The 11,971-nt window shown below is 62.7% G+C and carries 10 protein-coding genes; 7 read left to right on the forward strand and 3 right to left on the reverse strand.

Annotated elements, in window-relative coordinates; all coding sequences use genetic code 11:
• The first annotated feature begins 3 nt into the window (after positions 1-3).
• Genes B7O88_RS00295 through tldD form a run of 3 tightly spaced genes read left to right on the forward strand, consistent with a single transcriptional unit; the run spans position 4 to position 6,189 of the window.
• Positions 4-3,897, forward strand: a complete 3,894-nt coding sequence (locus tag B7O88_RS00295; RefSeq protein ID WP_088273186.1) for a YhdP family protein — start codon at positions 4-6, stop codon at positions 3,895-3,897.
• Positions 3,897-4,754 carry a carbon-nitrogen hydrolase family protein gene (locus tag B7O88_RS00300; RefSeq protein WP_088273187.1) on the forward strand — a complete coding sequence of 286 codons (858 nt, stop codon included), beginning with the start codon at positions 3,897-3,899 and terminating at the stop codon, positions 4,752-4,754. Before B7O88_RS00295 ends, B7O88_RS00300 begins: the two co-directional genes overlap by 1 nt.
• Positions 4,747-6,189: a metalloprotease TldD gene (tldD, locus tag B7O88_RS00305; RefSeq protein ID WP_088273188.1), complete on the forward strand. Its 1,443-nt coding sequence runs from the start codon at positions 4,747-4,749 to the stop codon at positions 6,187-6,189. Before B7O88_RS00300 ends, tldD begins: the two co-directional genes overlap by 8 nt.
• A 195-nt stretch (positions 6,190-6,384) precedes the next feature.
• Here the strand turns inward: tldD and B7O88_RS00310 are convergent, their stop codons facing one another.
• Positions 6,385-6,867 (reverse strand): asparaginase domain-containing protein, encoded by a 483-nt coding sequence (locus B7O88_RS00310; RefSeq protein WP_088273189.1) that lies wholly within the window; start codon positions 6,865-6,867, stop codon positions 6,385-6,387.
• 31 nt (positions 6,868-6,898) lie between these two features.
• Here B7O88_RS00310 and B7O88_RS00315 point away from each other — a divergent pair, with 31 nt between their 5' ends.
• The gene (locus B7O88_RS00315; RefSeq protein WP_088273190.1) at positions 6,899-7,210 is read left to right on the forward strand and encodes a GIY-YIG nuclease family protein; all 312 of its coding nucleotides are present in this window, start codon (positions 6,899-6,901) and stop codon (positions 7,208-7,210) included.
• Positions 7,211-7,264: 54 nt separating this feature from the next.
• Positions 7,265-8,200: a glutathione S-transferase family protein gene (locus B7O88_RS00320; protein ID WP_088273191.1), complete on the forward strand. Its 936-nt coding sequence runs from the start codon at positions 7,265-7,267 to the stop codon at positions 8,198-8,200.
• 67 nt (positions 8,201-8,267) lie between these two features.
• Here the strand turns inward: B7O88_RS00320 and B7O88_RS00325 are convergent, their stop codons facing one another.
• Positions 8,268-9,008: a hypothetical protein gene (locus tag B7O88_RS00325; protein WP_088273192.1), complete on the reverse strand. Its 741-nt coding sequence runs from the start codon at positions 9,006-9,008 to the stop codon at positions 8,268-8,270.
• A 201-nt stretch (positions 9,009-9,209) separates the two neighbouring features.
• On the opposite strand from B7O88_RS00325, the gene B7O88_RS00330 reads away from it, so the two are divergent.
• Positions 9,210-10,169, forward strand: a complete 960-nt coding sequence (locus B7O88_RS00330; RefSeq protein WP_200818388.1) for an ABC transporter ATP-binding protein — start codon at positions 9,210-9,212, stop codon at positions 10,167-10,169.
• Positions 10,166-10,927: an ABC transporter permease gene (locus tag B7O88_RS00335; RefSeq protein ID WP_088273194.1), complete on the forward strand. Its 762-nt coding sequence runs from the start codon at positions 10,166-10,168 to the stop codon at positions 10,925-10,927. The genes B7O88_RS00330 and B7O88_RS00335 overlap by 4 nt, the downstream gene beginning before the upstream one ends.
• Positions 10,928-10,944: 17 nt before the next feature.
• Here B7O88_RS00335 and yejK read toward each other — a convergent pair whose 3' ends face one another.
• Positions 10,945-11,952, reverse strand: coding sequence for a nucleoid-associated protein YejK (gene yejK / locus B7O88_RS00340; RefSeq protein ID WP_088273195.1), 1,008 nt, complete (start codon positions 11,950-11,952; stop codon positions 10,945-10,947).
• Positions 11,953-11,971: the final 19 nt, after the last annotated feature.

Here is an 11,971-nt window from a genome sequence, read left to right on the forward strand (position 1 = left end):
CCGGTGCTCTGGCAACGCTGGCTTACCCGTGGTCTCAATGGCCTGATCTGGCTGCTGGTCGCCTGGCTGCTGGCGGCGGCCGCCTATGTCAGCCTTGGCCGCCAACTGGTGCCGGTGGTCGCCGACTATCAGGCTGAGCTGGTGGCCAAGGCCGAGTCGTTGTCTGGCCGGCACATTGAGCTGCGCTCGCTCAGTGGCGAGATGCAGGGCAGCCAGCCGGTGCTGACGTTGCGGGGGCTGCGGGTGCACGAAAATGCCGCCCCCGATAGCCCGGTGTTGTTCGATCTGGACGATGTGACGGCGCGGCTGGATGTCTGGCGCAGTCTCTGGCTGCGCAGGCCGGTGATGGATGCCCTGCAGATTCGTGGTCTGGCTCTGGCGCTGAGCCAGGACGAGCAGGGACGCTGGCACCTGCAGGGGCTGGGCGAGCGCACCCGTCAGGTGGGCGGGCTGGAGCAGGCGCTGGCCGCCCTGCGCGAGCATCACCGGATCACCCTGCTCGATACGAGCGTGCAGGTCAGCCCCTTTGGTGAACCCCAGTGGCGGTTTGACCGTGGCGAGATGACGCTGCTCAATGGCCAGGGCTGGCAGCGACTGGATGGTCGTCTGAGTCTGCCTGATGGCGAGCGGCTGCGCTGGCAGATCAGTGCCCTGGTGCCCGGAGGCAATCTGGACGCGGCGTCATTCGGCTTCTTCCTCGAGCTGCCTGCCAGCGACTGGAGTCGGTGGCTGCCAGCGGCCTGGCTTGAGCGCGCCCATCTGCGCGAGCTGACGCTGGGCGGGCGTTTCTGGGGCAACTGGCAGGAGGCTCGCCTGCAGTCGCTGCAGGGCACGCTTGTTGCGCCCGAAATCGGGCTGCAGACGGCGACTGATGAGCCGGTTCTGAATGACCTGTTTGCCCGTTTCCAATATCGCGATGACGGCGATCTGCAGCAGTTGGCAGTGCAGGATCTGAGCATGCACCTTGGCGAAGAGGTCTGGCCGACAACCAACCTGCAAGGTCAGCATCAGCGCAGCTCTGGCAACTGGTCTCTGGCGCTGGACCGGCTGAGGCTGGATCGCGCGGCACTCTGGGTGACTACGCTGGCGCCTGACCAGCCGGTTGCCGAACTGGTGTCGGAGCTGGCGCCGCAAGGCACACTGCGTCAACTGTCGGCCAGCGGTCAGGGGGCGGTTACCGATTTGCAGTCACTGCAGTTCAGCGCGGCGCTGGAGCAGGTCGGTGTGCAGGCGTTTCACAACGCGCCGGCGATCAGCGGCGTCACTGGCACCATCAGCGGCAGCCCGGCAGCGGGTGAGCTGCGCGTCGACAGTCAGAGCTGGAGCATGCAGATGCCGAATCTGTTCCCCCAGCCCTGGGAGTATGCTCGGGCGCAGGGGGCGCTGAATTGGCGCTGGTCGCGTGAGCAGGGCCTGCAGCTGAATGCACCGGGCATGGCAGTCAGCGGACCACAGGGGCAGGCCAGCGCAACGCTTGATCTGCACCTGCCGCCAAAGGGCCAGACACCGACCATGGATCTGCGGGTGGCCTTGCGCAACTCAAGTGCAGAACACCACCAACCCTATCTGCCGCTGCGTGCTCCGGCCTTCAGCCCGGCGCTGGCCAAATGGCTGGCCGCAAGTGAGGCCCGGGGCCGGGTACCATTGGCCATCTTTGAATACACCGGCTCGCTGCTCAAGGGCGCGACACCCGAGGAGCGGCAGCTTGGCCTGTATATCCAGCTGCGTGACGGTCAACTGCACTTTCAGCCTGGCTGGCCGGCGTTGACCGAGCTGGATGGCGACATGTTGCTGTACGACGGGCTGCTCAGCGTGCGCAGCCGCCACGCCCGGTTGCTGGATTCGATTTCGACCGATGCCCGAGCACAGGCGCAGCTGCTGCATCGCAGCGGTCCGCCTGTGCTGATGGTTGACGCGGGCTTCAGAGGGCCGTTGAGCGATGGGCTGAAATTGATGCAGGACGGCCCACTGGCGGAGCTGACCGGTAATCCGCTGGCCGGCTGGCGTGCTGACGGCGAGATAGCTGGTGAGCTGAATCTGGCCATCCCGCTGCAGCGCAGCGAGCCCGCTGCGCAGGGGCTGGCGATTGAGCTGAGCGCGGATGTGCAGGCCAGTCGGCTGGATATTCCGGTGCTGCAGGCGCCCATCGAGGATGCCAGTGGGCAGCTGCATTTTTCCCGTGAGCAGGGCATTCGCGCCGACAATTTGAGTGGCCGCTTTCTGGGGGGCGCTGTCAGCGGCAGCATGTCGCCTTTGGGGCCGCGTGGCCAGCGTCTTGAGCTGAGCGGGCGCCATCAGGTTGAGACTCTGCGTCAATGGAGCCTGCTGCCAACCATCCCATCGGGTGTTGCCAAGGGCCGGGTGGACTGGCAGGCCGTCATGGATATCCGCAGCGGGCAGCAGGACCTGACGATCACCAGCGACCTCAGGGGCGTTGAGTTGACGGTGCCGGCGCCCTTTGCCAAACGGGCTGCCCCGGCGCGAGCACTCAGGCTGCAGATGACGCTTGCCGGTGGCGAGCAGCAGTGGCAACTGGCGATGGGCGACAGCCTCAAGGGGCTGTTACGCTACCGCCGGGGCGAGCTGTCCGGTGACCTGCGTTACGCCAGTGGGTCGCCCCAGCCGCCAACCGGGCGGGCGTTGAGCATTCAGGCGCAGCTGCCTGCACTGGACTGGGGTAGCTGGCGCGAGTGGGCCGGGCGTCTGGGTGGCAGCCAGGACAGGGGGGGCGCTTCAGCCGCAGCCGGTGGCGCGTTGGCTAAGCTGGTACGTCAGCTGGAGGTACGCACTGATACCTTCACCGGCTTTGGTCTGACCCTTGAAGATACCCATGCGATCATCGCCCGTGAGGCTGCGCACTGGCGGGTGACGGTCGACCAGGCCGATGTCGAGGGTCGTATCCTGGTGCCTGACGACTCGACCCAGCCGATCGACATTGCCCTGCAGCGGCTGCGTCTCAACGCCGTCGATGAGGATATCAGCCAACTGCCGGTTGTGCTGCCGAGCGACCAGGCGGTGCAAGAAGAAAAGCCCGATCCGCTGGCCGACTTCCGACCCTCGACGCTGCCGCCGCTGGATGTGCGAATTGACCAGCTGTCCTGGGGCGGTAAGCCGATTGGGCTGGCGCGCTTCCGGCTGCGTCCCGATGCAACCGGCGCCACCTTGCCGGAGCTGGAGCTGAATTTGCGCGGGCTGCGACTCACGGGCAATATGGATTGGCGCGAGCAGCCGGCGCACAGTGTTTTCGAAGGTAGCCTGGAGGCTGCAGATATCGGCCAGGTACTGCAGGCCTGGGGATACGCGCCGACCATTACCAGCGAGCGCTTTGTGACCAACGCCGCGTTGAATTGGCCAGGCTCTCCTGCTGCATTCAAACTGCGCCGGGCCTCGGGTACTCTGGGTATCGAAGCCCGTGATGGCATGCTCCAGAGCGGTGAGACCAGCGCAGAGGCATTGCGGGTATTCGGTCTGCTCAACTTCAACGCCCTGACCCGGCGCCTGCGGCTCGACTTCTCCGACCTGTTCAGCAAGGGAACGGCCTATGACACTCTGGATGGGGGGCTGTATGTCGACAACGGCGTGCTGCACAGCGAGCAGCCGGTTGTGCTCGAGGGGCCCGGCGTCAAGATTCAGAGTGACGGCAGTCTGAATCTGCGCACCAACGAGGTTGATATGGGCATGCTGGTGACCCTGCCGGTGACCAACAACCTGCCGTTGGCTGCCCTGATCGCCGGCGCTCCGCAGATTGGCGGTGTGCTATTTCTGGCGGACAAGATTCTCGGTGACAAGGTCGCCCGTTTTGCCTCGGTCAAGTACAAGATCAGTGGCGACTGGCAGCAACCGACAGTCGAGTTTGATCGTGCCTTTGACAACAAGGCAGCACTGGAGGAGGACTGATGTCCAGAGTAGCGGCCATTCAGATGACCAGTGGCCCGGTGGTAGCTGACAACCTGCAGCGTGCCGGCGAACTGATTGCTCAGGCAGCCGAGCAGGGCGCCGAGCTGGTGCTGTTGCCCGAGTGCTTCGCCGCCTTCGGTAATCGTTCGCTGCAAGCCATTGCCGATGCTGAATGGGGCAGTGAACGACCGATCCGCCGGTTTCTTGCGGCGCAGGCCAGAGCGCACGGACTCTGGGTAATAGGCGGCAGCCTGCCGTTGCCGAGCTGTGCCGGCGGCAAGCCGCTGGCCTGTCAGCTGGTGGTCGATGAGCAGGGTCGCGAGGTGGCCCGCTACGACAAGTTGCACCTGTTTGATGTGGATGTCGCAGACAGTCATGGCAGTTACCGTGAATCGAATGACTATGGCTTCGGCGATCAGGTGCTCTGCGTCGATAGTCCGGTCGGGCGGGTTGGCCTGAGTATCTGCTACGATGTGCGCTTTCCCGAGCTCTATCAGGCTTTGCGTGCCGATGGTGCCGAACTGATCGTGGTGCCGGCCGCGTTTACCGCGGTAACGGGCGCTGCCCATTGGGAAGTGCTGCTGCGTGCCAGGGCGATCGAGACTCAATGTTGGGTGCTGGCCGCCAACCAGACCGGAGAGCATCCCAGTGGCCGTCAGACCTTCGGTCACAGCTGTCTGATTGATCCCTGGGGCGTGGTGCAAGCCAGCCTGCCAGGCGGTGAAGGTGTCGTTGTCGGCGCACTGGATCAAACGCAGCTTGCATCAGTGCGTGCGCGCATGCCTATCCTCAGCCACCGTCGTTTTGCCCTTGCAGCCCAGCCGCTGCCCGTGGCCAAGGAGTCCGAACATGAGTGACCTTATTTCCCGTACCGAGCAGGCGCTGCTGCAGCCTGCCGACCTGACTGCCGATGCCGTCGCTGGCGTCCTCGGCACCCTGTTGCAGGCCCCGGGTGTGGATGCCGCTGATCTGTACTTCCAGCATCAGCTGAGCGAGTCCTGGGTGCTGGAAGATGGCATCGTCAAGGACGGCAGCTTCCATGTTGATCAGGGCGTCGGCGTGCGTGCCCTTTCCGGTGAGAAAACCGGCTTTGCCTACAGCAACGATATCCGCCTGCCGGCTTTGACTCAGGCTGCCGGTGCTGCGCGATCGATCGCCCGGGCGGGGCAGGCCGGCAGTGTGCAAGCCTGGCAGCGCCCGGACTGCGCGCCGCTGTATCCGTCAGTTAATCCGCTGGACGTCATGCCTCAGGCTGACAAGGTCGGGTTTCTGCAGCGAATCGACGCCTTCACCCGCAGTCTGGACCCACGTATTACCCAGGTCAGCGTCAGCCTCAGCGGTGTGCATGACACCGTTCTGGTTGCGGCGAGCGACGGTACCTGGGCAGGTGATATTCGGCCGCTGGTGCGCATGAATGTCAGCGTGATCATGGAGCAGAATGGTCGTCGCGAGCGCGGCAGCAGCGGTGGTGGCGGGCGTACCGACTATCTCTATTTCGAAGCCGAGGAACGCGCTCTGGGGTACGCCCGCGAAGCGGTCCGCCAGGCCTCGATCAATCTTGAAGCGATCGCTGCTCCTGCTGGCAGCATGCCGGTGGTAATGGGGCCCGGCTGGTCCGGTGTGCTGCTGCACGAGGCGGTCGGCCACGGACTGGAAGGCGATTTCAACCGCAAGGGCAGCTCAGCCTACAGCGGTCGTGTCGGCGAAAAAGTTGCGTCAAGTCTCTGCACCATTGTTGATGACGGCACCCTGCCTGGTCGTCGCGGCTCTCTGACTGTGGATGATGAAGGAGTACCGACCAACTGCACCACGTTGATCGAGAACGGCGTGCTCAAGGGCTACATGCAGGACAAGCTCAATGCCCGCCTGATGGGGGTGGCCGCGACGGGCAACGGTCGCCGCGAATCCTACGCACATTTGCCCATGCCGCGCATGACCAACACCTATATGCTGGCAGGCGAGAGTGATCCGGAAGAAATCATTGCGTCGGTCAAGAAGGGTATCTACTGCGCCAACCTGGGCGGTGGTCAGGTGGATATCACCAGCGGCAAGTTTGTGTTCTCCACCAGTGAGGCCTATTTGATCGAGGACGGCAAGATCACCGCGCCTGTGAAGGGCGCAACGCTGATTGGCAATGGTCCGGAGGCGATGAGCCGGGTGTCGATGGTCGGCCACGACCTCAAGCTCGATACCGGCGTCGGTGTGTGCGGCAAGGATGGACAGTCGGTCCCGGTCGGCGTCGGCCAGCCGACGCTGAAGATTGATCAGATTACAGTCGGCGGGACCGGCTGACGCCGGGCCCGCAGCCACAGCAAAAGCTTCAAGCTGCAAGCCTAAAGCTGCAAGTAAAACCCGCGTGGTTCGGAATGGCGCGGCTTTTACTTGGGGCGCCGCACCGAAGCAGATAGCGTATAGAAATACTTGATGGCCCAGTCGTCTGCATCACCCTGATTACGCTTGCAGCTTGCAGCTTGCAGCTTGCAGCTATCAGTGCCCCTCAAACCGCCCGGCCAGCCGGTTCTTGCGCACCTGATCGACCGGAAACACCTTGCCGCTCATGGCGACGTAGACTCCGTGGGGCAGGCAGTTCAGGGCGCCGATGGCGAGACCGAGGTTGAAGCTGGCGTCGGTATCGCGAAAACGGGCCGGCTGCATTGCGCCGGTCAGGACGATGACCTTGTTGTCGATATCGGCCAGCGCCGCTCCGGTTACGGTCATGGTGTCGGTGCCGTGGGTGATGAGGATGTGCTCGTAGGGGCAGGCGGCGACCTTGGCGTGAATCAGGTCTCGATCGGCGTCGGTCAGCTCAAGGCTGTCCTTGCGGGTGAGGGATTCAATTGCGTACTCGAAACCCACCCGTGCCTGCTGCAGAATATCCTCCGCCATAGGGTCGCCGATCTGAAAGTCGCTCAGGGCGTCGAAGTAGACCTTGTCGATGGTGCCACCGGTAGAGAAAATCTGAATGAACATCCTGTTTCCTTGCTGATGAGTCTGTCTGCACATGTCTGCTGATATTGAACAGTGTACCGCGCCGACGCGCACCTGGTGGGTGTATATGGTGCGTGCCGAGAATGGCCATTTGTATACCGGCATCAGTGTCGATCCGCAGCGCCGCTTTGAGCAGCACCAGCGCGGCAAGGGGGCACGCTTTTTCAATCGCAGCCCGGCTGCTGCATTGGTGTGGAGCCGCGAGTGCGTCGACCACGGCGATGCGTTGCGTCAGGAAATCGCCATAAAGGCGCTGACACGCAAGGCCAAGGAGCAGCTCATCAGTCAGCTGGATGAGATCTCATCAGGCACGCCGAGAGACTAGTCAGCGCTGCTTTCAACGGTCTAAAGTGGCTGCTCAATTTGCCGGAGAGCTGTCATGACTGATCTGATTCTGCACCATTACCCGCAATCTCCCTTTGCCGAAAAGGCGCGCCTGATGCTCGGTTTCAAAGGCCTGTCGTGGCATTCGGTCATGATTCCGCCAGTCATGCCAAAGCCTGATCTGACCGCATTGACCGGTGGCTATCGGCGTACTCCGGTGCTGCAGATCGGCGCCGACATTTACTGCGATACGGCGTTGATCGCACGTCGACTGGAGCAGGAAAAGGCCGCTCCTGCGCTGTTTCCCGAGGGCCAGGAAGCGGCCGCTGCCGGCCTCGCCCAATTGGCTGATCAGGTATTGTTTCAGCATGCGGTTGCCATCAACTTCCAGCCACAGGGGCTGGCCGAGCGATTCGCCGGTATGCCCGAGCAGGTGGTCAAGGGCTTTGTTGCCGACCGTCAGAAGCTGTTTAGCGGTGGCAGCGCCAGCCGCCTCGAGACCGATGTGGCGCTGAGCCAGTGGCCGGCACTGCTGTCGCGTCTGGAGCTGCAGTTGGAGCGCGATGGCGACTTCCTGCTGGGTGAGCACCCCAGCGTGGCTGATTTCGCCCACTACCATGCGCTCTGGTTTGTCGCCAGCAACCGTGCGGTGGCCGCAGCGCTGGAGCCGTATCCGGCGGTACGTGCCTGGATGCAGCGGGTTGCTGATTTCGGTCACGGCTCCCATACCCAGATGAGTGGCGAACAGGCCATTGCCATTGCCCGCGACAGCGCACCCGCTGCGCTGCCAGCTGATGCCATTGCCAGCCCGGGTGGCTTTGAGACTGGTCAGGCGGTGACCGTCAGTGCAGTTGATTACGGCACCGACGAAGTAGCAGGTACCCTGCTGTTCGAGGGGGCGGAAGAGATCATCATTGCCCGCGAGGACGAACGCGCGGGGCTGGTGCACGTTCACTTTCCACGCTTCGGTTTCCGCATTCGCGCGGCCTGAGCTCTGCCGGCGGCGGGCTTCCCCCGCCGCCGGTTCCTGTTGCTGCGTCGGCGCTGTGGTCCGCCGGTTACGGGGCTGAGTCCGTCAGCAAGAGCCGGGTGTGGCGTTGCTCAAGCAGGTTGAAAACCAGCCTGCCGGGCCAGGCGTTTTTCCAGGTGAGCAGCAGTGCGCCTTTCAACGTCAGTCCGCGTCTTCCCTGGCTGTCTATGTCTGGAGTGCAGTACCCCTGAGCGACCAGTTCGTCGGACTCGCGCGCCAGGAATCGTTCGATCGGAGCAAAGCCCTGATCTTCCGGGTAGGCGATGGCCGCTGCCGAATTCGGCAGGCGTGCGCGCAGGTGTTGCAGGGTGCTGAACAGGCGCTTCAGGTTGTTCACGCCGGTCATGCGCACGCCGATGCGGCATGGCATGGCGGGATAGGAGGAGAGGCTGGGGGCGTTGTGGACATCCAGCAGGCTGCCGTCTGCATACAGCTGGGTGAATTCGGCGTAGGTCACCCGGCGCTTGCCAGTGGTCATGGTTACCAGCATTGCGGCGGCCTGATCGCGTGGATGAACGTACAGCGAAAAGTGGCTTGTGGTGTGGCTGGAAGGCAAAACCGAGGAGCCGATATGGGCGAACTGCAGTGCCTGGAGCTGCTCATCAAGCCGCCGGAAGACCTCCCCGCGATCGGCGAGGAAGCGCGCGTGATCGGTGTTATTGAAGCGTACTCTGGCCGGAATCCGCTGGGTGCGCAGAACCAGCCAGGGGCCGATCACGTTGATCGCAACTACCGGTAACAGCAAAACAGCCAGCAACAGGTTCAGCATGGCCTGTGCCTCCCATTTATTATTCTTTTGATGATGGGGCGACGGATTAGCATCTTTGTGGAAAAGGTTTAGTTCAGGATCGGCGGCAGGTCAACGGCGGGCGGCTGCGTGGACCGCCGGATGGGCGTATGCTGACTGACCGCTGGCTGGGCTGCGAAGGCTGCACAGCGATCCATTCGAGTCATGATTGTTGGGGGGAGTGTGGACAGCATCATCGTTGTAGACAACCTGACCAAAACCTACGAGACCGGGTTCCGGGCGCTCAAGGGCGTCAGCCTGAGCATTCGCCGCGGCGAGATCTTCGCCCTGCTGGGCCCCAATGGCGCCGGTAAGACCACCATGATCAGCATCATCTGCGGGCTGGTCAACGCCAGCAGCGGCCGGGTGCTGGTCGACGGATACGACAACGTGCGCGAGTACCGCAAGGCGCGCAGTCGGATCGGTCTGGTGCCGCAGGAGCTGACCAACAACATGTTCGACAGCGTCTGGGCGACCGTGCGCCTGAGTCGTGGCCTGTTCGGCAAGCCGCGCAACGACGCGCTGCTGGAGCAGATCCTGCGCGACCTGTCGCTGTGGGACAAGCGCAATGAGCGCATCATGGCGCTGTCCGGTGGCATGAAGCGCCGGGTGCTGATTGCCAAGGCGCTGGCGCACGAGCCCGAAGTGCTGTTCCTAGATGAACCTACCGCGGGCGTGGACGTCGAGCTGCGCCGCGACATGTGGAACATGGTTCGCCGGCTGCAGGAGCGTGGGGTAACCATCATCCTGACCACCCACTACATCGAAGAAGCCGAGGAAATGGCCGACCGTATCGGTGTGATTCGCCAGGGTGAGCTGATCCTCACCGAGGACAAGGACACCCTGATGCAGCAGCTGGGCACCCGGCAGCTCACCCTGCAATTGCAGCAGCCGTTGGAGGCCGTGCCCGAAGCGCTCGCTGGATATCCGCTGACGCTGGGTGAGCAGGGTCACGCGCTGGTGTATACCTTCGACGCCAAGGCCGAGCAGAGCGGCATTGCCGAGTTGCTCAAGCGCATAGACCAGTTGGGAATCGAGGTGCGTGATCTGCATTCCAGCCAGAGCTCGCTGGAGGACATCTTTGTTGGGCTGGTGCACAGTCGGAAGCAGGCGGACGAAGCAACAGCGGGAGAGGTGGTATGAACCTGTATGGAGTGAAGGCTATCTACCTGTCGGAAATGGCACGCATGATGCGCACCCGGCTTCAGAGCATCGCCTCGCCGGTGATCTCGACCTCGCTGTATTTCATCGTGTTCGGTGCTGCAATCGGTACCCGCATGACCGAGGTGGACGGGGTCAGCTACGGTGCCTTTATCATTCCGGGCCTGATCATGCTCATGCTGCTGAACGAGAGTATCTCCAACGCCTCGTTTGGCATCTACATGCCGCGTTTTACCGGCACCATCTACGAAGTGCTGTCGGCGCCGGTGTCGCCGGTTGAAATAGTCGTCGGTTATGTCGGCGCGGCTGCCACCAAGTCGGTACTGCTCGGATTGCTCGTGCTGCTTACGGCTCGGTTGTTCGTTGATTACGAAATCCAGCACCCGGTCTGGATGCTCGGCTTTTTGATCCTGACGGCGGTGACCTTCAGCCTGTTCGGGTTCATCATCGGTGTCTGGGCGGATGGTTTCGAAAAACTGCAGATTATCCCGTTGATGATCGTCACGCCGTTGGCGTTTCTGGGTGGCAGCTTTTACTCGATCACCATGCTGCCACCATTCTGGCAGACGGTGACGCTGTTCAACCCGGTGGTCTATCTGATCAGCGGGTTCCGCTGGAGCTTCTACGGCGCCGCCGATGTGCACATTGGCGTAAGTGTGGGAATGACGCTGGTGTTTCTGACCCTGTGCACCACTGCGGTCTGGTGGATCTTCCGCACCGGGTATCGGATCAAGCCCTGAGGTGAGGCAAGCGGCGCTCAGCGCCGCTTGTTGCGCAGTTGCTGTACCAGCCCCTTGGGCGGGTGGCGGATAACCAGGGCGTCTTCGCTCTCGTCGTACTCCACCCGCTCGCCGAGCAGGTGTGATTCGAAACTGATCGACAGACCATCGGCCTTGCCGTAATAGCGCATGAAATTGTTGATTGCGCGCTTGTCGGCGGGCATCTCCGGGTTCAGACCGTAGTCCTTGTTGCGGATGTAGTCGTAGAAGGCGCGGGGATGCTCTTCGTCGATCACACCCGACAGTTCTTCCAGTGCGACCTGCTCACCGGCGCGGCTCTGGCTGTTGACGTAGCTGCTCATCGCCTTGGCCTTGTCCTTGACCAGTTCCGGCTCAAGGGAGGCTTCGCCGACGTAGTCGCTGAAGGCCTGCAGCAGGGTGTTGGTGTCTTCTTCCGGGTTGGAGCCTTCCACGCAGCCGATGAAGTCGCGGAAGTAGTCCGACACCCGCTTGCCGCTGCGCCCGCGAATGAACGAGATGTAGTTCTTCGCGCTGGCGTTCTGCTTCCATTCGGTCAGGTTGATGCGTGCCGCCATATTCAGACTGGACAGGTCCAGGTGACGGGCAGCAGCCACATCCAGCTCGTCGGTTACGGTCACGCCTTCGGTGTGATGCAGCAGTGCGATGACCAGAAATGCGGTCATGCCCTGACGGTAGCGGATGAACAGCACGTGCCCGCCGAGCGCCAGGTTTGAGCCTTCCATCAGGGTCTTGAGGTGCTCGGTCGCCTGACTGGAAAAGCGTACGAAGTCCTGCTCCTGATCCACCAGTTGCTGCAGCCAGCCGCTGAACGGGTAGGCGCCACTTTCCTCGTGGAAGTAGCCCCAGGCCTTGTTCGGCTTGCTGTTGTAGGCCTCGATCAGGCCGGCCAGCAGTTGCTCCAGTGCTTCGGAGCTGGCCAGCTCGGCGTCACGCAGGGTCAGGCTGGCCGGTTGGCCGTCGGGCTTCTTGTGAATCTGATGAACGATGCTGTTGTCGATGGGCATGGGACGATCCGCAATCACT

Origin of the sequence: Halopseudomonas aestusnigri, assembly GCF_002197985.1 — a bacterium.
Lineage (GTDB): Bacteria > Pseudomonadota > Gammaproteobacteria > Pseudomonadales > Pseudomonadaceae > Halopseudomonas > Halopseudomonas aestusnigri.

Excerpts from the sequence above, each read along its gene's own strand:
- B7O88_RS00300 (WP_088273187.1), top strand. The coding sequence starts at position 3,897 with ATGTCCAGAGTAGCGGCCATTCAGATGACCAGTGGCCCGGTGGTAGCT.
- tldD (WP_088273188.1), top strand. The coding sequence starts at position 4,747 with ATGAGTGACCTTATTTCCCGTACCGAGCAGGCGCTGCTGCAGCCTGCC.
- B7O88_RS00310 (WP_088273189.1), bottom strand. The coding sequence starts at position 6,867 with ATGTTCATTCAGATTTTCTCTACCGGTGGCACCATCGACAAGGTCTAC.
- B7O88_RS00315 (WP_088273190.1), top strand. The coding sequence starts at position 6,899 with ATGTCTGCTGATATTGAACAGTGTACCGCGCCGACGCGCACCTGGTGG.
- B7O88_RS00320 (WP_088273191.1), top strand. The coding sequence starts at position 7,265 with ATGACTGATCTGATTCTGCACCATTACCCGCAATCTCCCTTTGCCGAA.
- B7O88_RS00325 (WP_088273192.1), bottom strand. The coding sequence starts at position 9,008 with ATGCTGAACCTGTTGCTGGCTGTTTTGCTGTTACCGGTAGTTGCGATC.
- B7O88_RS00335 (WP_088273194.1), top strand. The coding sequence starts at position 10,166 with ATGAACCTGTATGGAGTGAAGGCTATCTACCTGTCGGAAATGGCACGC.
- yejK (WP_088273195.1), bottom strand. The coding sequence starts at position 11,952 with ATGCCCATCGACAACAGCATCGTTCATCAGATTCACAAGAAGCCCGAC.